The sequence below is a fragment of the Paucibacter sp. PLA-PC-4 genome (assembly GCF_026241155.1).
Lineage (GTDB): Bacteria > Pseudomonadota > Gammaproteobacteria > Burkholderiales > Burkholderiaceae_C > Roseateles_E.
Map to the genome: position 1 here is coordinate 171,608 of NZ_JAPFGP010000001.1, position 21,969 is coordinate 193,576.

Annotated in this window: 15 protein-coding genes; 9 read left to right on the forward strand and 6 right to left on the reverse strand. The window is 65.8% G+C overall.

All coding sequences use genetic code 11. From position 1 onward, the window contains the following. Positions 1-101 precede the first annotated feature (101 nt). From OOZ63_RS00870 to OOZ63_RS00885, 4 genes are all read right to left on the reverse strand, one after another. Entirely contained in the window at positions 102-467 is a 366-nt protein-coding gene (locus OOZ63_RS00870) for a DUF6968 family protein (protein ID WP_266003420.1), read from the reverse strand. Positions 468-618: 151 nt separating this feature from the next. Next, complete coding sequence (locus OOZ63_RS00875) at positions 619-1,263, reverse strand: hypothetical protein (RefSeq protein WP_266003421.1); 645 nt, start codon at positions 1,261-1,263, stop codon at positions 619-621. 332 nt (positions 1,264-1,595) lie between these two features. Beyond that, entirely contained in the window at positions 1,596-2,327 is a 732-nt protein-coding gene (locus tag OOZ63_RS00880) for an AAA family ATPase (RefSeq protein WP_266003423.1), read from the reverse strand. 8 nt (positions 2,328-2,335) lie between these two features. Then, positions 2,336-3,265: a TraB/GumN family protein gene (locus OOZ63_RS00885; RefSeq protein WP_266003424.1), complete on the reverse strand. Its 930-nt coding sequence runs from the start codon at positions 3,263-3,265 to the stop codon at positions 2,336-2,338. A gap of 110 nt (positions 3,266-3,375) precedes the next feature. On the opposite strand from OOZ63_RS00885, the gene gshA reads away from it, so the two are divergent. Further along, positions 3,376-4,662, forward strand: coding sequence for a glutamate--cysteine ligase (gshA, locus tag OOZ63_RS00890; RefSeq protein ID WP_266003425.1), 1,287 nt, complete (start codon positions 3,376-3,378; stop codon positions 4,660-4,662). A 14-nt stretch (positions 4,663-4,676) separates the two neighbouring features. Here gshA and OOZ63_RS00895 read toward each other — a convergent pair whose 3' ends face one another. After that, on the reverse strand, positions 4,677-5,639 hold the full coding sequence (locus OOZ63_RS00895) for a LysR family transcriptional regulator (protein ID WP_266003426.1): 963 nt from the start codon (positions 5,637-5,639) through the stop codon (positions 4,677-4,679). A gap of 126 nt (positions 5,640-5,765) precedes the next feature. Here OOZ63_RS00895 and OOZ63_RS00900 point away from each other — a divergent pair, with 126 nt between their 5' ends. The 8 genes from OOZ63_RS00900 to OOZ63_RS00935 all read left to right on the forward strand — a co-directional run bounded on the left by OOZ63_RS00900 (position 5,766) and on the right by OOZ63_RS00935 (position 20,856). Further along, a complete protein-coding gene (locus OOZ63_RS00900; RefSeq protein ID WP_266003427.1) occupies positions 5,766-8,504 on the forward strand; it encodes a TonB-dependent receptor plug domain-containing protein in 2,739 nt (912 codons plus the stop codon). A 14-nt stretch (positions 8,505-8,518) separates the two neighbouring features. Further along, positions 8,519-10,498, forward strand: a complete 1,980-nt coding sequence (locus tag OOZ63_RS00905) for an alpha/beta fold hydrolase (protein ID WP_266003428.1) — start codon at positions 8,519-8,521, stop codon at positions 10,496-10,498. A 121-nt stretch (positions 10,499-10,619) separates the two neighbouring features. Then, positions 10,620-12,503, forward strand: coding sequence for a potassium transporter Kup (locus OOZ63_RS00910; RefSeq protein ID WP_266003429.1), 1,884 nt, complete (start codon positions 10,620-10,622; stop codon positions 12,501-12,503). 320 nt (positions 12,504-12,823) lie between these two features. Then, the gene (locus tag OOZ63_RS00915) at positions 12,824-15,091 is read left to right on the forward strand and encodes a TonB-dependent hemoglobin/transferrin/lactoferrin family receptor (protein ID WP_266003431.1); all 2,268 of its coding nucleotides are present in this window, start codon (positions 12,824-12,826) and stop codon (positions 15,089-15,091) included. A 15-nt stretch (positions 15,092-15,106) separates the two neighbouring features. Then, positions 15,107-19,138 (forward strand): cobaltochelatase subunit CobN, encoded by a 4,032-nt coding sequence (gene cobN, locus OOZ63_RS00920; protein ID WP_266003432.1) that lies wholly within the window; start codon positions 15,107-15,109, stop codon positions 19,136-19,138. A gap of 32 nt (positions 19,139-19,170) precedes the next feature. Continuing rightward, positions 19,171-19,662 (forward strand): MotA/TolQ/ExbB proton channel family protein, encoded by a 492-nt coding sequence (locus OOZ63_RS00925; protein WP_266003433.1) that lies wholly within the window; start codon positions 19,171-19,173, stop codon positions 19,660-19,662. A gap of 7 nt (positions 19,663-19,669) precedes the next feature. Further along, complete coding sequence (locus OOZ63_RS00930) at positions 19,670-19,990, forward strand: DUF2149 domain-containing protein (protein ID WP_266003777.1); 321 nt, start codon at positions 19,670-19,672, stop codon at positions 19,988-19,990. Continuing rightward, positions 19,987-20,856 (forward strand): ChaN family lipoprotein, encoded by an 870-nt coding sequence (locus OOZ63_RS00935; RefSeq protein ID WP_266003434.1) that lies wholly within the window; start codon positions 19,987-19,989, stop codon positions 20,854-20,856. Before OOZ63_RS00930 ends, OOZ63_RS00935 begins: the two co-directional genes overlap by 4 nt. A gap of 80 nt (positions 20,857-20,936) precedes the next feature. Here OOZ63_RS00935 and OOZ63_RS00940 read toward each other — a convergent pair whose 3' ends face one another. After that, positions 20,937-21,965 carry an amidohydrolase family protein gene (locus OOZ63_RS00940; protein WP_266003435.1) on the reverse strand — a complete coding sequence of 343 codons (1,029 nt, stop codon included), beginning with the start codon at positions 21,963-21,965 and terminating at the stop codon, positions 20,937-20,939. Between the last annotated feature and the right edge of the window lie 4 nt (positions 21,966-21,969).

Here is a 21,969-nt window from a genome sequence, read left to right on the forward strand (position 1 = left end):
CAAGCCCATACTTACGCCCCCTTCTCCTGTGCGTCCAGCAGTTTGGGCGGTTTGATGAAGAGACGGAAAGATTGCCCGACCCCGTCGGGATCGACGAACCATTAGGTGTGCGCGATGGCTTCTGACGGCGGGGCAGGTGGCAGCGGCCGGGGGCCCCAACTGCTGGTTGAGTGGTAGGGCTGGCCCCAGCGGTGCTTCAGATTTTTGGCCCTGGATGCATAGACGAGGTGGCTGTCGGCGGCCGACATCGCGATCTCCAGCGCATGCATGCTGTCGATGCCCGCGAAGGTGATGGGCTCGCGCATCAAACCGTCGATCTGCATCGCACACTCTGCATCGCCGGATGCCAAGGCGGGCTTGAGCCAAATCCTGACCGCGAGGGGTTTGGGGTCTTGCGCCGCGTCTGACATCACGACCGTGCGCAACATGACCGAGTGCTTTTCAAAGAACAAGAGGTCAGTACTCATCGCTTGTTCTCTGCATACTCACGATAGCAAGCGTTGACCTCTCCGTCGTAGGTTCGATCAGCCTACGTGATGCAATTGTTGCAAGCGACGCTATCCCAGTAGCCATCAGTGTGGATGTATCGCCAGCAACGCTTTATTTGTTGCTCCAAGATCACCTTCGCGCCTTTAAGGCATCCCTCAAGAATGTACTCGTGTGTGGGGCAATGCAAAGCCATTGCCTGCATTGCGCGACCCAAGGCAGCATTTGTGCTGCCCGTCGGACAGGGCTCAGGTTCAGGGCGTTCCACAGGCTCATCCTGTCGATACGACTCGTCCCTGGGATCGCCCTCATCCTCCCGGGGTCTTCTTCGTCGCCTGGATCATCTCCCGCCCCGGGACCCTCGATGACCACGCAATCGTCACTCTGGCATTCGAGGTCGCCGCCAGCCAGCATGACCATGCCGCTCCTAGCATCCAGATCGATCTGTGAACGATTGGCCGAGCGCGTCGGTGGGCGTGTGTACTCGATGCGCTGATCGAGCAAGTCCTTGGAGCGACGGAACTCGTGAACGAATTGGCGAGTCAGGGCCTTCATCGCGGGCTTGGTAGCTTCACCCGTCCTGGCGTATGCGCGAATCGAGTAGCCGTTTCCAGGCCGGTTGACGATCCGGAACTTGACCTGCGCCACGGAGGGGAAATTGATGCCTATGCACTTGATCGGGCCACTGCAGACAGGCGCAGCGCACATCGCATGGCCCTTGGTGCCGCTAACCAGCGCGGCAACCCGGGACGCCTTGGCGATGGGCCAGGACTGCACGCTCTTGATGCGGCCGAGTTCCGCCGGTGGCTTGAAGGACTCGCAGCCTTGAGCACTGCAGACTTGTTATAGCTCCGCCTTGGCGATGCTCGCGCTTGCTGTTTGCCCCAGCGCTGGCGCGCCGGTACCGATGCAGCACAACACGAACGCGGCTGAGCGCAGGCGTTGCCACGCCTTCGTGATGACATTGATTGACTCACTCCCTGAGGATCGGTTCTTGTTTGAACGCAGAGTCTAGTTGCGCCAGGCAAGCTGCCCCGTGTAAGACTCATCCAGATGGTGCTGGCCGCTCCTCCATGCTACGGAGCACGGGCCGGCCATAGCGATGACGCTTACTCGCCGTCGCCCAGCAGCTGCTCCAGCCGCTTCGGATAGTGGTTCAGAAAATCGCGCGTCACCGCGTAGTGCTCGGTGTCCTCGTAGCGCAGCTCGGTGATGCCCGCTGCGTCGAACTGCAGAATGCGGGCGTGCGGATAGGCCAGCAGGATGGGCGAATGGGTGGCAATGATGAATTGCGAACCCTTGCGCACCAGCTCGTCGATCACCCGCAGCGCGGCCAGCTGGCGGTTCGGCGACAGCGCGGCCTCGGGCTCGTCCAGCAGATAGAGGCCCTCGCCGCGCAGCCGCTCAAACAGCACGGCCATGAAAGCCTCCCCATGCGAGCAGGCATGCAGGGACGGCGAGGGCGCGCCCGGCAGCCCGTCCAGATAGGTCGCCACATTGAACAGGCTCTCGGCGCGCAAGAAATAGCCCTCACGCGGCCGGAAGGCGCTGCGCACCAGGCGCAGCGTCTCGTGTAGCGGCGAGATCGCGGCATCCGTGGTCTGGAAGCGCGCGTTGCGCGTGCCGCCCTCAGGGTTGTGGCCCAGAGCCACCGCTAGCGCTTCCAGCACGGTGGACTTGCCGGCGCCGTTCTCGCCGACGAAGAAGGTCACATCGGCATGAAAATCGATCTGGGCGAGATCGCGCACGGCGGCGATGCTGAAGGGATAGCTGCCGAAGTCCGGTTGCGCATCGGAGCGGAACTCGGCGCGCAGCAGATAGGGCTTGCGAATCAGGGCCACGGCCTGGCTCAGTGCGCTGGCAGCGCGACGCGTTCGACCTGGTAGCCGCGCTGCGCCAGCAGGGCTGGCAAGCCCTGGGGCCCGGGCATATGCAGGGCGCCGACGGCCACGAAGAGCTTGCGGCCCTGGCTATGCAGCGCGTCGATGCGTGCCGCCAGTGCCGGATTGCGGCCCTCGATCAGGCGCCGCAGGAAGGCGCGGTCGGCTGGCGTGTCGGCGCAGTCGCACCAGCGCTCGTAGTCGCTCAGTGTCTGCAGATCGCCCTGCTCCCAAGCCCGCACCAGGCGCCGCAGCATGGGCCGCACCTTGCCCTGTTCCAGCTGTTCCAGCGTGTCGGCGGTCAAGCGGCGAGCCTCGTCGACATCGGCGGGCAGCAAGGCATCGAGCTGCTGGCGCACGGTCTCCAGCGAGACGACGGCCAGGCCGCGCGCGCGCGCCTGCTCCGACAGCACCATCTCCTGCCCGTGGCTGGACACCAGCCCTTCCCAGCGGGCTTCTAGCATGGTCAGCGTGATGGCTTGCATCAGCGGGTGCAGCGCGGCAAGCGCACCTTCGGGCAAGCAGGCTGCTGCGGCCTGTGCAGCCAGGCGTTCGCGCAGTGCGGCGTCCACGGCCAGGGGGCGGCTCAGGCCGGCTGCCAGCTGGCGTTGGACCTGCAGGTCCGCAGGGTCGAGCTCCAGCGCCAGGGTGTCGCTGTCCTGCAGCGCGGCTTGCAGCTGCGGTCCGGGCCTGGCCCAGTCCGGCCGGCCCAGATGGATGCTGCCAAACAGCCAAGCGCTGCGCCCGTTCTTGCTGATGCGCCACAGCAGCCCGCGATCTCGCTGCGCGCCCGATGCGGCCGGTGCGGCCGGCGCTGGCGGGCAGGGCTTCTCGGCCAGGGCGTCACGGGCCGGGATCCAAAGCAGCAACAGGCTGAGCAGCAGGGGGCGCATCATCATGGCTCGCACTCTACCCTTGAGTCCTTGGGAGGCGTCCCCATGTCTTGCTTCTAGAATCGCTTCGCCCCCTCCTCCCCAGACCCTTCGCGGGTCACCGACAGGCACGACCCATGGTCCCCCATCTGATCACCGCATTGAACGGCCCCATCAACGAGCTGGAGCAGCGCATTCTGGAGTCGATGCCGGCGATCGAGCGCTGGTTCCGGCTGGAGTGGATGGAGCACACGCCGCCGTTCTACAGCTCGGTCGATGTGCGCAACGCCGGCTTCAAGCTGGCGCCGGTCGACACCAATCTCTTCCCCGGCGGCTTTAACAACCTGACCCCCGAGATGCTGCCGCTGGCGGTGCAGGCGGCGATGGCAGCGATCGAGAAAATCTGCCCCGAGGCCAAGAACCTGCTGCTGGTGCCCGAGTCGAACATCCGCAACACCTTCTACCTGGCCAATGTCGCGACCCTGGTGCGCATCTTCACCCAGGCCGGCCTGAATGTGCGCCTGGGTAGCCTGGACGAGGACATCAAGCAGCCCACCGAGCTGAATCTGGCCGACGGCAGCAGTCTGACCCTGGAACCGTTGCTGCGCACGCGTGGCCGCCTCGGACTCAAGGATTTCGATCCCTGCACCATCCTGCTGAACAACGACCTGTCGGCCGGTGTGCCGGGTGTGCTGGAGGGGCTGCATGAACAGTACCTGCTGCCGCCACTGCATGCTGGCTGGGCCGTACGCCGCAAGCACAACCATCTGCGCGCCTACGAAGAGGTGGCGAAGAAGTTTGCCAAGCTTCTGGGCATGGATCCGTGGCTGATCAACCCGATGTACACGCGCTTCGACACCACGGCAGCCGGCCCGTCGCAGGATCTGGAGGCCTTGCAGACCCAGGCCGATGCGCTGCTGGGCAAGGTGCGGCGCAAGTACAAGGAATATGGCATCCCGGAGAAGCCCTTCGTGATCATCAAGCCCGACGCCAGCACCTACGGCGCTGGGCTGCTGACGGTGCGCGACGCCAAAGATCTGGCGGCACTAGGGCGCATGCCCGGCAGCGCGGTCAAGGACGGGCAGGAGGTTAGCGCCCTGATCCTGCAGGAGGGCGTGCCCACCCATGAGCGGGTCAACGAGGCGGTGGCCGAGCCGGTGGTCTACATGATGGACCGTTATGTGGTCGGGGGCTTCTACCGCGTCCATGCCGAGCGTGGTTTCGACGAGAACCTGAACGCGCCGGGATCGCGCTTCGTGCCGCTGGCCTTCGCCGAGTCCTCGCAGCTGCCGCGCCCCGGCGCCAAGCCCGGCGCCAGCGCGCCCAATCGCTTCTATATGTACGGCGTGATCGCCCGCCTCGCCATGCTGGCGGCCAGCTATGAGTTGGAAGTCACCGATCCGGATGCCGAGGTGTACGAGTAAGGCTCACGCCTTGTTCAGGCCAGCTTGAGCGCTGCTTGCAGCAGCAGGCTTTTGAATTCCTCGACCAGATCGCTTTGCGGCTCGCGCAAATGCCACAAGCTCAGCTCCGCCAGGCCCAGCTGAGCCTCCAGGGGCAGGATCTTGACGGCGCCGGTTTGCGCGGCGGCACGCGCCACATGTTGAGGCAGGATGGTCAAAAGGGGGATGCGCCGCATCAGGCTCAGCGTCAGCATCAGATCGCCGGTCTGCACCACGTTGCTTGGCAGCGGCATGCCCATACCCTGCCACAGCCGATCGCGCAGCGCACGCGAGCGCGTGCCCGGCAGGGGCCAGATCCAGGCCTGCTCCTGCAGCGCTTCCCAGCCGATCCGCTTGACCGTCGCCAAGGGGTGGTGGCTGCTGATCACCACCACCTCCTGCTGGCTCAGCAGGCAGTGCGACTCCAGATCGGCCGGCATCTCCTGCGGGACGGCGCGTGCGATCACCAGGTCCAGACGACCCTGACGCAAATCGTCGAACAGATCGGTCAGCGCATGGGTGCGCACCGTCAGGGTCACGCAGGGATGCTCGGCCTTCATCGCCGCCAGCGCATCAGGCAGGATCTCGGTGAGCGCCGCATTGGTGGCTCCAATCAGCAACTCGCCCGAGGCTCCGCGCACCAGCGAGGCCACGTCCTCGCCACCCCGGCGCAGATCAGCTTCCAGTTTGCGGGCCAGCGCAATCAGCCGCTCGCCCAGCGCTGTGGCGCGCAAGCTGCGTCCGCGCCGCACAAACAGGGTTTCCCCCAGGGCCCGCTCGATCTCGCCCAAGGTCTTGCTGACAGCCGGCTGGGTCACATGCAGCAGCTCGGCCGCCGCGCTCAGGCTGCCCGCCTCGGCCAGGGCCTGAACCACACGCAGATGGCGCAGACTCATGCGCCGGCTGACAAAGGTTTCCGCCTCCTCGGGGGCCCGGGCGGGCCGCGTCTTGATAACCATTGGGAAACTTTAGCAAACAAGATCTCATGCCGGCGGTGGAGGCTCTCGTTAGGGTTCGTGCCAGATGATGGCCGCGTGTCAATTGCATGACGGCCTCCGACTGCCACCGCCCCTGGAAGCCACCCGATGAAAAAAAATCTACGTCCCCATCTGATCACTCTCGCTGTACTGGTGCTTGCCGGCCATGCCCAGGCGCAAGACGGCGCCGCGGTCAACCAAGTCGAGCGCGTCGTCGTGACCGGCTCGATGATCAAACGTACCGACAGTGAGACCCCGGTGCCGGTCAGCGTGATCACCAAGGACGATATCGAGCGCAGCGGTGCCAGCTCGATCGACGAGTTGCTGCGCATGAATCCGGCTACCGGCGCTGGCGGACTCAACGATATGGACAGCGGCAGCGGCTTTGCCGCCGGCACCGCCTCGATCTCTCTGCGTGGCATGGGCTCGGCCGCAACGCTGACCCTGGTCAACGGTCGCCGTCTGGCGCCGGCTGCGATGTTGGACCCGAACAGCGGGCAGTCCACGATCTTCAACGTCAATTCGATCCCGCTGGCCGCGATCGAGCGCATCGAGATCCTGAAAGCCGGCGCCTCCTCGCTGTATGGATCGGATGCGATGGCCGGCGTGGTGAACATCATCATGAAGCGCGACTACCGCGGCCGTCTGGTCGAGCTGGGCGCGCAGCAGCGCTTCGATGGACTGTTCAAGACACACCGTGCCACCGCGATGGCGGGCTTCGGTGACTTCCTCAATGACGGTTTCAATGTCTTCGCCGGCCTCGATGTGCAGCGCCGCGAGGGCGTGTCCATCGCTGAGGCACCGAACCGGGTGCGCCAGGACCTCTATGGCCCCTTGTTCAACCGGCTCGCCACCGACAGCACCAGCAGCTGGCCGGGCAATCTCTACACCTACAACAGTGGTCGCTCCGGCAGCTTCCGCGGCATGATGCCTGGCTGCGCCGCCGAGAATCAGCTGCCGACCTCGGCCACCAATGCGGCCCTGCAGTGCAAGTACAACCTCGACGCTGCGGCCGAGCAGTACAGTAGCGACCAAAGCCGCCATGCGGTATTTGCCCGCGCCAACTGGGCGCTCGGTGATGTCACCACGCTGAGTGCCGAGCTGCTGGCCTCGCGGGTTGAGACCGACTTCATGGACGCCTCGCCGGCGCGCACCGAATCGCTGACCCAGTGGGGAGACGCCCTGGGCCGACCGGTGCTTTTCAACGGTCTGGTGCTGCCTGGAGCCCATCCTGACAATCCGACCCGGCTGGCCACCGCAGCCAATCCGGTGGTGATGCGGGTCAACAGCAATACCTACACTTTCAGCCGCCCGACCGACTTCGGCCTGCGTTACCGCTTTGTCGACATCGCCGCCGCCACCCGCAGCCGCGCCGACAACACCCGCCTGGTGCTCTCGGCCAGTTCCAGCCTGGCCGGCTGGGACCTGGATGCCGGCTTCCTGCATCATGTGCAGAAGAACAGCAAGGTCCTGAGCGGGCGGCTGAGTCTGTCGGGTCTTCAGCGGGCGCTGGCCACCGGCAGCTACCGCTTCGGCGGGATCAACAGCCCCGAGGTTCTGGCCAGCGTGGCTCCGGAGGTGACGGACGAGGGCAAGGCCAAGACCACTTCACTGGACCTGCGCGGCTCGCGCGCACTGGCCCAACTGGCCGGCGGCGAGCTGATGCTGGGCCTGGGCGCCGAGTTGCGGCGCGAGAGCTTCAGCCTGCGCGCCGACCCGCTGACTGCAGCCGGCGACATCATCGGCCGCGGCATCGGCGAGGCCAACGGCGCGCGCAATGTCGGCGCCGCCTATGCCGAGTTGCAGGCGCCGCTGGCCAAGGACCTGGAGACCCAGTTCGCCCTGCGCGCCGAGCGCTACTCCGACTTCGGCAATGCGCTGACCGGTACCCTGGGCGCCAAGTACAAGCTGAGCAACTGGGCGGCGGTGCGAGGCACTTATGCGACCGGCTTCCGGGCGCCCTCGCTGTCGCAGGTGTCGCAGTCGGCGGTTTTTGCGTTCACGACGGTGCAGGACAAACGGCTGTGCCCGGTCTCGTCCTCCAGCAATGACGACTGCAGCCGGCGCATCTCCAGCGTGATCCAGTCCAACTCGGCACTGGACGCCGAAAAGGCCAAGACCTACTCGCTGGGCCTGCTGATGGAGCCGATCGAGAACATGGATGTGGTGCTGGATGCCTGGTATGTGGAACGCACGGGCGAGGTTGATCGCCTAACGGCGCAGCAGGTGGTGGATCGGGAGAGCGAGTTCCCGGGGGCCGTGGTGCGCCTTCCCAGCGATGATCCTGGCAAGCCCGGCCAGATCAGCCAGGTGCTGCGCCAGTACCGCAATCTGGCCAGTTCCACCACCGGCGGCCTGGACTACGAGGCCAGCTACCGCTGGCAACTGGCAGGCGGCCAGCGCATCAAGCTGAGTTTCGGCGGTAGCCGCACGCTGACTCGCAAGCAGCAGACCGAGGCCGGACGCCCCATCGTCGAGACACTGGGCTACTACGGCGCACCGCGCACCAAGAACAAGTTGAGCCTGAGTTGGACCGGCGGCGCCTGGTCCACCACGCTGACCGGGAACTACGCGGGTCGCTTCCGCGGCCACAGCGCCACGAGCAGCTGCGCTGCCGAGCTGACCGAGGCCGGCCGTACCGATCTGTGCGTGATGAAGCCCTGGGCCACCGTCGATGCCTCGATCGGCTACAAGGGCTTCAAGGGTTTGAAGCTGCTGGCCTCACTGCGCAATCTGGCCGATAGCAAGCCGCCGTTCGATCCCACCGAGGATGCCACGGGCATTGATTCCAGCCACGCCGATCCTTATGGCCGCTTCCTGTCGCTGACCGCGTCCTACGAGTTCTGAACATGGCGTTCGCGATGTCATACCGCCGATGGGTGGGCCTGCTGCTGGCGGGCCTGTTGGGCTGGCCGGCTGCGACCCTGGCCGAGCCCGTCCGCCCCGGCCCGCAACTGCTGGCCGACGGCATTCCGCTGTTCGAGCGCAGCCCACACGCCGTGCGTAAGGAGCCTCCGGCCTATCGTTTCGTCGACTGGCATCCCTCGCGCCGCGAGATGCTGGTGCTAGGGCGGGCCGGCGGCGTCACCCAGCTGCAGCGTCTGAGCGCACCGGGCGCTAGTCCTCAACCGCTGACGCGCGGCAGCGATGCTGTCAATGCCGCGCAATGGGAGCCCGAGAGCGGCCGCTACCTGGTGTTCAGCCGCGACCACAAGGGCGACGAGGCCTACCGGCTGTTTCGCCTGGCCGACGGCGAAGTCGAGGCCGGCGCGCCCAGCGTGGCGCTGACGCCGGCAAGCGAGCGTGTCAACGCTTTCGAGTTCCTGCCTGCCGGCCAGGGCCTGGTCTATCTGCTGGAGCGCCTGGATCGTCAAGCCCAGCCGGGCCTGGAAGGCGGGGCCCGGCAGGCGCGCAGTCGCCTGTTCTGGCTGGATCCGCAGCGGCCGGAGAGCGCCCTTCAACTGGCCGAAGTGGTGGGCGGTCGCTTCACCGGCCTGCGCGTCTCGGCCGGTGGCGCCATCGTGCTGACCGAGACCCGCGCGGGCAAGAGCCAGCAGCTGCGCTTCGGGCTGGATGGCAAGCCGGGCCGGCCGTTGGGGGCGGCACAGAAGGCGGAGGAACTTGACGACGAGGACTGGGTCTGGGCCCGCGCGAGCAGCCAGGATGACTTCCGTCACCTGCAGCGCATCGATGTCGCCAGCGGCGAGCGGCTGCCGCTGCTGGTCGGCCGTGGCGCAGATCTGGAGGCCTTGGCCGTACCGCCGCGCGCCGACGGCCGGCCGCTGGCCTTGGTCAGCAACGAAGCCGGCTTGTCGGTGTTGCGACTCTATGACCCGGCCAAGGCTGAGAAGGCCCCATGGCGTGTGGCCGAGGACCTGCCGGCCGGTGTGCTGCGCAGCCCGCGCTGGCACCCGCGACGCGCCGAGCTGGGCTTCGATCATGTGTCGGCGCAAAGTCCCGGCCGCATCTACAGCTGGAGCCTGGCCGATGATTCGCTGCAGGCCTGGACGCCCGGCGAGGAGGGCGAGACGGCGCCGGCCTTCGGCCTGCTGCGCTGGAAGAGCTTTGACGGATTGGATATCAGCGGCCTGCACACGCCGCCGCCGGCTCGCTTCAAGGGTCGACGCCCGGTCTATATCCAGATCCACGGCGGGCCCTCGTCCCAGGCCCGGCCCGGCTATCTGTCGGCCACGCTGCGCCAGCTCGTCGAGCAGCAGGGCATGCATGTCATCCAGCCGAATGTGCGTGGCTCGGACGGCTTCGGCAAGCGCTTTCTGAACCTGGACAATGGCATCAGACGAGAGGATGCGGTCCGCGACATCAGCGCGCTGCTGGACCTGATCGCCACCCGCGAGGACATGGATGCAAGCCGGGTCATCGTGGCCGGCGGCAGCTATGGCGGCTATATGGCGCTGGCCGTGGCGACCCAGGAGTCGGCCCGCATTGCCGGCGCGATCTGCCGGGTCGGCATTGCCAACTTCATCAGTTTTCTGGAGCAGACCGAGAGCTATCGGCGCGACAACCGCCGCGCCGAGTACGGCGACGAGCGGGACCCGGAGATGCGCGACTTCCTGCGCCGGATCTCGCCGCTCGCTCGAGCTGCCGAGGTCAAGAAGCCGCTGTTCGTTGTTCATGGCCGCAACGACCCGCGCGTGCCGCATGCCGAGGCGCAGCAGATGGTCACGGCGGTGCGGCGCAACGGCACGCCGGTCTGGTTCTTGAGTGCGGAGAACGAAGGCCACAGCTTTGTGCGCAGCGACAACCGAGACTATCTCGCCCAGGCCACGGCCGAGTTTGTGCGCCGCTTGCTGGCCGGCGAGGCCTTGCGGGCCACCCCCTGAGTGCGGGAGGTGCGTGGCCGCAACGATGGCCGGCGGACTCGGGTCTGGCGATTGACGCACCGCACAATAGCAGGCGCACAATAGCGGTTTTCGGCAATCTGCGGCCCGCCGCAGCCCCCTTGTGAGTTCATCCACCGCGACCCGCAGCCCTCTGGCCCAAGCGGGCCTGACCCTTGGCGCCCTGGGCGTTGTCTATGGCGATATCGGCACCAGCCCGCTGTACGCGCTCAAGGAGGTGTTCCATGGCGGCCATGTGCCGCTGACCCACGACAACATCCTGGGCGTGCTCTCGCTGCTGTTCTGGACCATGACCGTCGTGGTCTCGCTGAAGTACGTGCTGCTGATACTGCGCGCTGACAACAACGGCGAGGGCGGCCTGATCGCAATGCTGGCGCTGGCCACCAATGCGGTCAATGACAAGCCCCGGCTGCGTCGCCGACTGATGCTGGTGGGCCTGTTCGGCACCGCGATCTTCTATGGCGATGCGGTGATCACGCCGGCGATGACGGTGCTCAGTGCGGTCGAGGGCATTGATGTCTATGCGCCGCAGTTCCACGACGCCATCGTGCCGGTGGCTCTCTTGGTGCTGGCCGGCCTGTTCGCGGTGCAGCGCTTCGGCACTGGCGGCATCGGCCGCGCCTTCGGGCCGGTCATGCTGTGTTGGTTCTTGAGCCTGGCTCTGCTAGGTCTGCCCAAGGTGCTGGACAACCCCCATGTGCTGCAGGCACTGAACCCGGCCTGGGCCCTGGCTTTCTGCCTGGAATACCGATGGGTGGCCTTCGTCGCGCTGGGCGCGGTGGTGCTGGTGGTGACCGGCGGCGAGGCGCTGTATGCCGACCTCGGGCACTTCGGCAAGAAACCTATCCGCTATGCCTGGTACGGCATCGTGATGCCGGCGCTGGTGATCAATTACTTTGGCCAGGGCGCGCTGCTGCTGCAGCAGCCCGAGGCGATCAAGAATCCCTTCTTCCTACTAGCCCCGGTGTGGGCCGAAATTCCACTGTTCCTGCTGTCGGCGGTGGCGGCCAGCGTCGCCTCGCAGGCGCTGATCACGGCCGCCTTCTCGGTCACCAAGCAGGCCGTTCAGCTGGGCATCCTGCCGCGCATGCGCATCCTTCACACCTCCGTGCGCGACACCGGCCAGATTTATGTGCCCTTCGTCAACTGGGGCCTGTTCGCCTTCGTCGTGCTGGCCGTGGTGCTGTTCGGATCCAGCAGCAAGCTGGCCGGCGCCTATGGCGTGGCGGTGACGATAGACATGACTATCACGACGGTGATGACCTTCTTCGTGATTCGCTACGGCTGGCGCTATCCGCTGGCGCTGTGTGTGGCCGCCACCGGCGTTTTCTTCGTGATCGACATCACCTTCCTTGCCTCCAACCTGCTGAAGCTGGCCCATGGCGGCTGGTTCCCGCTGCTGATCGGCGTCGGCATGTTCACCTTGATGCTGACCTGGAAGCAGGGCCGGCGCCAGCTTAGCCATAAGCTGCGTGAGGACGCGATCGACTTGAAGAGTTTCTTGGAAGCCGTCTTCATCAGCCCGCCGACTCGCGTGTTCGGCACGGCGGTGTTCCTGGCCGCCGAGCAGGGTGTGACGCCCAACGCCCTCTTGCACAACCTCAAGCACAACAAGGTGCTTCATGAGCAAAACCTGTTCGTCAGTGTCAAGCACCACGAGGTGCCGTGGATCAGCTTCGACCGCCGGGTCCAAGTAGAGAGCCTGGGCAAGGACTGCTGGGCCGTCAGCCTGAATTTTGGCTTCAAGAACGAGCCTGATGTGCCCGAGGCGCTGAAGCTGCTGGAGCAGCGCGGCGTGCATCTGGACGAGATGGAGACGAGCTACTTCTTGTCGCGTGACATCGTGATTCCCACAACCGGTGGCGGTATGGCCCTGTGGCGCGAGAAGCTGTTCGCTAGCATGCACCGCAATGCCGCCGCTGCGGCCGACTTCCTGCACCTGCCGACCAACCGCATCGTCGAGCTGGGCTCCAAGGTCGAGATCTGAGCGATGCACGCCTGCCGCACAGACAGTTGTAGCGTGTTTGCATCAATCTGTTAATGAGAATCGTTATTAAGTAGAATCTGTGTATCGCGAGTTCTGCGGCCGTCGGCCGCGAACTCGCTGACAGAGCCAGCCAGCCGCCCTTTCTTCGCCCGCCGCTCGACCAGCACAAAGTCCCCAACCCAGCCGCGGGCTCGACGCCGTCTGCCGCTTCGGGCCAGGCTTTGCCAGCGGCGACGGCCCCCGAGGGCCAGAGCGATGGCGGGCCGCGTCCGGGCGGCGGCCGCAGCAGCGCCTGCAGCGAACGAATCCAAGGTCCGTCCATGGCACGCTGCTCTTCTTCTTCAGTTCTCGCCCGCGCTCTGCCGCGTCTGCATCCGCTGGCGCTGGCCGTCGCCTCGCTGGCAGGCCTGGCCCAGGCTCAGCCTCAGCCTCAGCCTCAGCCTCTAACGGCGCCTGATCTGCCCAAGGTGGTGACTTCAGCCACGCGGCTGGCCACCCCGGAAGACGAGGTCGCCGCCAGCGTCACCACGCTGACGGACAAGGACATCGCACGCAAGCAGGCCGGCGACATCAAGGACATGCTGCGCCAGGAGGTCGGCATTTCGGTGCGATCGCAGCCCAACCGCAGTTCGGCAGCGTTCTACAACGTCGGTCGAGGTGGCAATGAGGGCATCAATATTCGCGGCCTGGAGGGCAACCAGGTTCTGCTGCAGACCGATGGTGTGCGGCTGCCCATGGTCTACGAGAGCGGTCCGGTGTTCGCGGGTCGCGGCGACTATATCGATGTCGAGGCCTTCAAGAAGGTCGAGATCCTGCGCGGCTCCTCGTCGACTTCCTACGGCAGCGACGGCCTGGCCGGCGCGGTCAGCTTTGCCACCAAGGACCCGGTCGACTTGCTGCCCAAGGGCAAGAACAGCCAGGCGGCCTTGAAGTTGGGCTACTCATCAGTGGACAAGTCCGGCACCGTTGTGCCCAGCTACGCCTTCCGTGCCGACCAGTTCGAGGGCCTGCTGCTGGCCAGCCTGCGCCGTGGCCATGAGACCGAGACGCGCGGTGACAACGAATCCAAGAATCGCTTCCGCACTACCGCCAATCCGCAGGACATTACGTCCAACTATCTTCTCGGCAAGCTGGTCTACAAGATCGACACGCGCCAGCGTCTGAAGCTCTCGATGGAGCATCTGGACCGCGATGTCGATACCGATGTCTACACCCTGTTCGGCGAGGCTTCATACCCGACCACCACCCGCGTCGATGCGGCCGAGCGTATCCAGCGTAGCCTGCTCAAGCTGGACTACGAGTTTGCCGACAGCAGCAACCCAATCTTCCAACGCGTGCTGGCCAATGTCTATTGGCAGGACGCCAAGAACCGCCAGCTGGGCTTCGAGCAGCGTACCAACACGACGGCTTGGAACACCCGTTCGCGCGATGCACTCTATGCCGAGCGCCTGGTCGGCGGCTCGGTCCAGTTCGAGAGTTATCTGACGAATCAGCGCCTGGTCTATGGGGTCGATGCATCTAGTGCCAAGGTCCACTCGCTTAAAAACGGCGGCAACTATCTGAACGGCACGTTGGTCACGGCGCCCTCGCCAACCGGCTTCGGACCGGTCAACAAGAGCTTTCCTGATACCGACTACCGTCTGTTCGGGGCCTTCGTCCAGGACGAGATCACGCTGGGCAGCCTGACCGTGACCCCGGGTCTTCGCCTGGACCGCTTCGAGCTCGACCCGCGCAAGAACGACCCGCTCTATTCCGTTAACAACAAGGCCGAGCCCGTCAAACTCAGCGACCAGGAACTGTCGCCCAAACTGGGCCTGGTCTGGACCTATACGCCGATGCTGCGCGTCTTCGGCCAGTACTCGCATGGCTTCCGCGCGCCGACGCCGACCCAGGTCAACGGCGGCGTCACCAATCTGAACTCAGTCCCGGCCTACACCTCGGTGGGCAATCCCGATCTCAAGCCCGAAACCAGCGATGCCTATGAGCTAGGTCTGCGTGGTCGCAGCGACAGCCTGCGTTACAGCGCGGCCTTGTTCAGCGCGCGCTACAAGGACTTCATTGCCGCCAATCAGACCGTCGGCGGCACCGGTACCGTGGCCGATCCGCTGATCTTCAAGTCCATCAATATGGGCAAGGCTCGCATCAGCGGCTATGAGCTCAGCGGCGCTTGGACCTTCCTGCCGCAATGGACCGTCAGTGCCAGCTATGCCCATACAAAGGGCGACAGCGAGGTCAATGGTGTCAAGACCCCGCTGAGCACGGTGGACCCTGACAAGGGCGTGCTGGCACTGCGTTACGAGCAGGAGGGCGTCTGGGGCAGCGAGCTCACCCTGACCGGCATGAAGAGCCAGCGCCGCAATCCCAGCCCCAGCACGAACTACACGCCCAAGGGCTTTGTGGTCGGGGACCTGACGGCCTGGTGGGACATCACAAAGCGCTGGAGCTTGAACGCCGCGTTGAACAATATCGGCGACGTCAAATACTGGAACTGGTCCGACGTGCGCGGAATCGCACCGAGCAATGTCGCGCTAGATGCCTACACCCAGGCCGGCCGCAATCTCAGCGCCAGCGTTCGCTACCAGTTCTGAGGTCGCCAGTCCCGTATGCGTCGTTTCTTGACCTTGCTGCTGGCCGCAGCCGCCGTCCTGCCCGGCCTAGCCCAGGCTGCCACCGTGCTCTTCGTCTCGGCCAGCCCCGTTGCGCCGGGCAAGTTCGTCGCGTTGGCCAAGGCGGCCGAGCCACTGGGCCTGCGCATCGAGGCGCGCTTTGCTGAGAAGCTGGGGCCTGATGTGGATGCCAAGTTTTGGGCCGGCGCCGACTTGGTCTTGATCGACGCGCCTCGCCAGCATATTGAGGACTATGTGCGCCAGCGGCTGGGTGCTGCGCTGCCGGCGCTGGCGGGCAAGCCCCATGTCTGGCTGCCCACCGTCGCGCCGAAGTCCTCGGGCCTGCCCGAGGCGCTGGCCCAGCGCCTTCATGCCTATTACGTTAACGGTGGGCGCTCGAATCTGGACGGCTTTCTGCGCAGCATCGCTGCGCATCTGAGGAGCCGCGAAGGCCTTCAGGACTGGGCCCGACTACCCGCGCCCATCGTGTTCCCGCCGTCCGCGCTCTATCACCCGAAGCTGGCCGATGGCAAGGTTGTGCTGCCGACGCCGGCAGCCTATCTGCAGTGGCGCGGTATCGACCCAGCCAAACGCCCGCCGGTGATCGGCATTGCCTTCCACCAGCAAAGCATATCGGCCGAACAGACTGGCTTCATCGACGAGCTGATCGAGCGCATCGAAGCGGGCGGAGCCTTGGCCTGGCCTTTCTACAGCCCGGTAATGGGCGACGACAGTATCAGCAAAATGGTTACCGGTGCCGATGGCAAGCTGCTGGTCGATGTGCTGATCAACACCCAGATCACGCTGGGCCCCGAGCAGCGACGCAAGGAGTTCGAGGCTCTGGGCTTACCGGTAATCCAGGCCATGGCCTACCGGCGCGGCGACGCCGCCGCTTGGGCCGCCGACCCGCAGGGTGTGCAGCTGATGGACGTGCCCTTCTACCTGGCTCAGGCCGAGTACGCCGGCATCACCGATATCCAGATCGCCGCAGCCACCCGCAAGGGCGACGAGCAGGTCGAGACCATCGTGGCGCAAAGTGCGGCGGTGGTGGGGAAGGCTCTGAACCTGGTGGGGCTGCAGCGCAAGAGCGCGGGCGAGCGCAAGGTTGCGGTGTTCTTCTGGAATTATCCGGCCGGCGAAAAAAATCTCAGCGCCTCCTTCATGAATCTGCCTAAGAGCCTCTCGGCCACCCTGGCCGCGCTGCAGGGCGCCGGCTACCGCACGGAGGCCATGGACGAAACGCTGTTGACCCTGCAACTGCAGCGCTTGCTGGCACCGTCCTATAGGCCGCCCGAGGACAAGCAGGTGCTGCAGGCCCTGCTGCGCGAGGGCCTGGCCGATCGTCTGCCGTTGGTCGAATACAAGCGCTGGCTCGCCGGCCTGCCGGAGTCCGTGCAGGTCCAGCTGCGCCAGTCCTGGGGCGAGCCCGAGGACTCGTCGATGTTGCTTGCCCAGGGCGGCCAGCGTTTCTTTGTGATCCCGCGCCTGCAACTGGGCCATGTGAGCCTGCTGCCCCAGCCGGGCCGTGGTGACCGCGGTGGCGACAAGGAAAAGGCGCTCTACCACTCGAGCAGCGCGGCCCCCTCTCACCACTATATGGCCACCTATCTGTGGGCACGTCAGAGTGCCGACGCCCTGGTGCACTACGGCACCCATGGCAGCCAGGAATGGCTGCCGGGCAAGGAGCGGGGGCTGTCGGCCACCCACGACTTTCCGATGCTAGCGGTCGGCAATTTGCCTGTGGTCTACCCCTATATCGTCGATAACATCGGCGAAGCAACTCAGGCGCGCCGACGCGGCCGCGCCACCATCATCAGCCACCAGACCCCGCCGTTCGCGCCAGCCGGGCTGCATGCCTCGCTGACCCGCATCCACGACCTTCTGCACGACTGGCTGGCCCAGGACGAGGGCAGCGTGCGCGACAAGATTCGTGCCGAGTTCCTCGATGTCGTACGCAAGCAGCGGCTGCCGCAGGACATGGCCTGGAGCGAGGCCCGTATCGCTGCGGACTTCCCGGCCTTTGTCACCGAGGTGCATGACCATCTGCACGAGCTGGCACTGACGGCCCAGCCCATGGGTCTGCACACCTTCGGCCAGGGGGCTGGCGAGCCCTGGCGCACTGCCACCGTACTGATGATGCTGGGCAAGGAGTTCTGGGAAGGTGTAGCCGGGCCCGGCGAGGAAGCCGACGAGATGCTGGTCGGCGACTGGAGCAAGTTGCAGGAGTCCACGCCGTTTCGCAAACTGCAGGCCCTGCTTGCCGGCGACGACAGCGTCGCCCAAAGCCTGCCCGCCGCGCTGGTGCCCAAGCTGGCTCAGGCGCGTAGTTGGCACCAGGCGCTGGGTGGGAAAAGCGAGATGGACGGCTTGCTGGCGGCGCTGGCCGGCCGCTACATCGCAACCAGCTATGGCGGCGACCCGATCAAAAACCCGGACTCGCTGCCCACCGGGCGCAATCTCTACGGCTTCGACCCGTCGCGCGTGCCGACCCAGGCGGCCTGGGCCGCCGGCAAAGACGCGATGAACCAGCTGATCGCGGCTCACAAGGCCAAGAGTGGCGGCAAGCTGCCGCGAAAGCTGACCTTCACGCTATGGTCGGTCGAGACCATGCGGCATTTCGGCCTGCTGGAGGCGCAGGCGCTGTGGGCCCTGGGCGTCGAGCCGGTCTGGGATGCCGGCGGGCGGGTCAGCGATGTGAAGCTGATCCCGCGCGCGCAGCTGGGCCGGCCGCGAGTCGACATCGTGTTGTCGGCCACCGGCCTGTACCGCGACCATTTCCCCAATGTCATGCGCCAGCTCGCCAAGGCCGCCAAGCTGGCCGCCGAGGCCGGTGACGAGGCCGACAACCCTGTGGCTACCAACGCCCGACGCATTGCGCAGCAACTGCAGGCCCGGGGCGTCGATGCGGATGCAGCCCGGCGGGCCGGCCAGACCCGCATCTTCTCGTCCGAGAGCGGCCGCTACGGCACCGGCCTGGACGATGCGGCGCTGGCCACCGACACCTGGAAGACGCAGGCGCAGGGCGACCGCAAGCTGGCCGAGCTCTACCTCTCGCGCATGCAGTTCGCCTACGGGCCGGACGAGGCCGAGTGGGGCGCAAAAGGTGTGGGATCAAGGGGCGCCGATCAAGGAGGCAAGGGCGGCGATCTGAACCTGTATGCCGAGCACCTGCGCGGCACCGAGGGCGCGGTGCTGGCGCGCAGCTCCAACCTCTACGGCATGCTGACGACCGATGATCCCTTCCAGTATCTGGGCGGCATCGGCCTGGCGGTGCGCTATCTGGACGGCAAGGCGCCTGAGCTCTATGTCTCGAATCTGCGAGGCTTGGGTGGGGGCAAGGTTGAGGGGGCGGCGCAGTTCCTTGCCAAGGAGCTGGCCACGCGCAACTTCCATCCTGGCTATATCAGCGGGCTGATGAAGGAGGGCTATGCCGGCACCCTGCAGGTGCTCGATGGCATCAACAACTTCGCAGGCTGGCAGTCGGTGGCGCGCGAGATCGTGCGCCACGACCAGTGGCAGGAGTTCATGGATGTCTATGTGCGTGACAAACACAATCTGGGCCTGAAGCGCTGGTTCGAAAGCCAGAATCCGCACGCGCTGGCGCAAAGCATCGAACGCATGCTGGAGGCCGCGCGCCAGGGGCAGTGGCAGGCCGATGCACAAAGCGTCGCCGAGCTCAAAGAGCGCTGGCGCGAGCTGTCCCGCCGCCATGATGTGAGGACCGACAACCAGGCCTTCAATCAGTTTGTCGCAGCGGCAGGCTTCGGCCTGGACAGCGCAGCCGCAGCCGTCATGGCCCAGGCGGCTGCCGCCGCTGCGCCACCGGTGGAGGCTGCCGATCCCGCGCCGGCACCGCCACCGATTCAAGGCATGAAGCTCGACAGGGTGGCCGAGCCACCGCCGACCAATGCGCCGCAGCTGATTGTCACCAGCCTGGCCGTGATGCTCCTACTGTTGTTGGCCACCGTCGGCGGTGGTTGGCGCGCCTGGCGTCAGGACGCCTGTTCTCACATGCGCATCGCCTCCTGAATAACCTTCTCATTTCCGACCCTTCAAACGCTATGTCTTCCATTCTCGAAAACAGCATGTATCTGGTGGCGCAGTGGTTTTTGCTGCCGACCCTGGCCCTGATCGCCGTCCTCTTTCTCTATGCCTTCTGGGTGCTGGGCGCTTTTGTCGTGCACCTGCAGCGGCGCCGCTATGGGGCGGGTCGCCCGCTGCTGGCCGCACACCTGGCGGCCGGGCCGCAGGGCTTGAGCGACGACGAGCTGGATCTGAAAGCCCACCGCCTGATGGAAGGCCCGCGCATCGCCAGCCGCGTCACGCCGATGCTGGGCCTGGTCGCGACCATGATCCCTATGGGTCCGGCGCTGCGCTCGCTGTCGGACGGTAATCTGGCTGCCGTCTCGCAGAACCTGACCGTGGCTTTCTCGGCTGTGATCCTGGCACTTATCGCTGCGTCCATTACCTTCTGGGTGGTCAATATCCAGCGTCGCTGGCTGGCCGAGGAAATCGTCGAGATCGGCAAGCTGCGCCTGAAGGCAGGGGCTTGAAATGGCCATCAAGCTACTTCACGAAGCCGAGACCGACGATCCGATCCTGTCGGTTGTTAACCTGATCGACATCTTCTTGGTCGTGATCGCGGCGCTGCTGATCACGGTGGCGCAGAACCCGATGATCAACCCGTTCAACAAGCAGGACATTACCGTGATCACCGACCCCGGCAAGCCCTCGATGGAGATCATGGTGAAGAAGGGCGAGAAGGTGGAGCGCTTCAAGGCCAGCGGAGCGATCGGCAGCGGCGACGGCGAGAAGGCCGGCGTGGCCTACAAAATGAAGGACGGTTCCATCGTCTATGTACCGGAAGGCGGCACGCAATGAAGAAGACACTCCTGTTAGGCTTGCTCGTGCTGCAGGCCGGCTGCGCCCAGCTGGGTATGACGCCCAGCAACGAGCGCATCGTCGAGCTGGCCAGCGGCCGCGAGATCAGCCGTGACGAGCTGCTGCACAAGCTGCTTGCCAGCGACTATGTGCTGCTCGGCGAACAGCACGACAACGCTGTGCACCATCAGCGCCGCGCCGAACTGCTGAGCGCGCTGGGCCCGCGCGTGCCGGTGGTGGCCGAGCACATGACGCGTGGCCAGGCCGTGCTGCCAGGCCCTGCGCTGCTGCCGCGCCTGCAGGCGGCCGGCTTTGACGAGAAGGGCTGGCGCTGGCCGCTGCACGAGCCCTTGTTTGTGGCGGCGGCGGCGCCAGGTCGCCTGCTGGTCGGCGGCAATGCCCCGCGCGAGCAGGCTCGCGAGCTGGCTCGCAAGGGCGAATCGGCCCTGCCGGATGACTTGAGGGCCGTCACTCGCGCCGCGCCGCTGGACGCGGCCGGCGCCAAGGCGCTGGACACTGATCTGGTGCAGGGCCATTGCGGCATGCTGGCCGGCGAGCGCCTGGTTGGCATGGGCTGGGCCCAGCGCGCCCGCGATGCGGCGATGTGGCTGAGCCTGCAAGCCGCAGCGCAGGCCCAGGGCAAGCCGGCCGTGCTGGTCGCTGGCAACGGACATGTGCGCCGCGACTACGGCGTGCCCCACCTGATTGCGGCACAGCAGCCGGCGGCGCGGGTGGCCAGCGTCGGTTTTGTCGAGACCGGAGCCAAGACGCAGGGCCTGCCATACCACTACGTCTGGATCACTGCGGCGCCTGCGCGCGAGGATGCTTGTGCGGGCATGCGGGAGATGATGAACAAGCAGGGCTGACGATGGCGCAGGCTAGGCCATGCTGCGTTTCACGAAGCGCCCGCCTTTCATGATGATGCGCAGCGAAGTCTCGTGGTTCTCTAGCCGGTCCAGACTCTTCTCCGGGCTGCCATCCACAAGCAGCAGGTCGGCCATGGCGCCCGGACGCAGCGCGCCCAGCGCGTCGTCGTAGGGTGAGCGCGGCCCCAATAGCGCCAGCAGTTCGCCGGCCGCACCGGTGGCCAGACGCAGGGCTTCCAGTGGCGACATGAAACGGGTGAACTTGTTGAGCTGGCGGCCCATTCGTGCCACGCCACCCGGGTTGAAGAGTAATCGGTGCCGAAGGCCAGGCGTGGCGAATGGCGACGCACCAGATCAAAGGATCGCACGGTCCTCTCGCCGACTTCCACTTGCTTCGCGCGTTGCCTTGGATCCGACTTCGGATTCGCATCCTCGTCGGCAAGAAAGGGCTGGATGCCGCACCAGACGCCGGCGTCGGCCATGGCCTTGACCGCCGCAGCATCCGCCAGCTGGCCGTGCTCGATGCACTTCTCGCCAGCCTTTACGCAGCGCTGGATGCCCGCAGGCGTGTAGACAAGGGTGCAAACATAGGTGCCCCAGTCGGCCGCCGCCTGAACGGCCGCACGCAAGTCGTCTTCCAGATACTGCGCGGTTTCCAGCGGATCGTAGAGCGAACTGACGCCGCCGCCAGCCATGACATTGATCTTGCTGGCCCATTTCATCAGCTGTTCGCGCGTGCGGCGCAGCACCTCGGGTACGCTGTCTGCAAGGATGTTGATGACTTCGCGCTCCACGCGGTGCGCCGGTGTTGTGGGCATCCGCGGCAGCTCGTCGAGAAGCCGAAAGTCGCCCTGTCCCGAAGTCTGCGAGAGCGCGGCAACGGAAGCAAAGCTGCGCGGCCCGGGCATGATGCCCCGGTCGATCGCAAGCTTCAGCGCAAAAGCCGGTCCACCGACGTCGCGGATGGTGGTGAAGCCCTGGTTCAGCATCGTCGATGCAGTGCGGCTGGCGACCAGGTGGACAAATGTTGCCTCGCCGTACAGGGCCGTCTGCTCATTGATCCCCGCCAAGATGATGTGAGCGTGCATGCCCACCAAACCCGGGGCCACGGCA

Bases quoted from the DNA above. Each gene is read 5' to 3' on its own strand.
- OOZ63_RS00905 (WP_266003428.1), top strand. From the start codon at position 8,519: ATGTCATACCGCCGATGGGTGGGCCTGCTGCTGGCGGGCCTGTTGGGC.
- gshA (WP_266003425.1), top strand. From the start codon at position 3,376: ATGGTCCCCCATCTGATCACCGCATTGAACGGCCCCATCAACGAGCTG.
- OOZ63_RS00915 (WP_266003431.1), top strand. From the start codon at position 12,824: ATGGCACGCTGCTCTTCTTCTTCAGTTCTCGCCCGCGCTCTGCCGCGT.
- OOZ63_RS00925 (WP_266003433.1), top strand. From the start codon at position 19,171: ATGTCTTCCATTCTCGAAAACAGCATGTATCTGGTGGCGCAGTGGTTT.
- OOZ63_RS00885 (WP_266003424.1), bottom strand. From the start codon at position 3,265: ATGATGATGCGCCCCCTGCTGCTCAGCCTGTTGCTGCTTTGGATCCCG.
- OOZ63_RS00900 (WP_266003427.1), top strand. From the start codon at position 5,766: ATGAAAAAAAATCTACGTCCCCATCTGATCACTCTCGCTGTACTGGTG.
- OOZ63_RS00870 (WP_266003420.1), bottom strand. From the start codon at position 467: ATGAGTACTGACCTCTTGTTCTTTGAAAAGCACTCGGTCATGTTGCGC.
- OOZ63_RS00895 (WP_266003426.1), bottom strand. From the start codon at position 5,639: ATGGTTATCAAGACGCGGCCCGCCCGGGCCCCCGAGGAGGCGGAAACC.
- OOZ63_RS00935 (WP_266003434.1), top strand. From the start codon at position 19,987: ATGAAGAAGACACTCCTGTTAGGCTTGCTCGTGCTGCAGGCCGGCTGC.
- cobN (WP_266003432.1), top strand. From the start codon at position 15,107: ATGCGTCGTTTCTTGACCTTGCTGCTGGCCGCAGCCGCCGTCCTGCCC.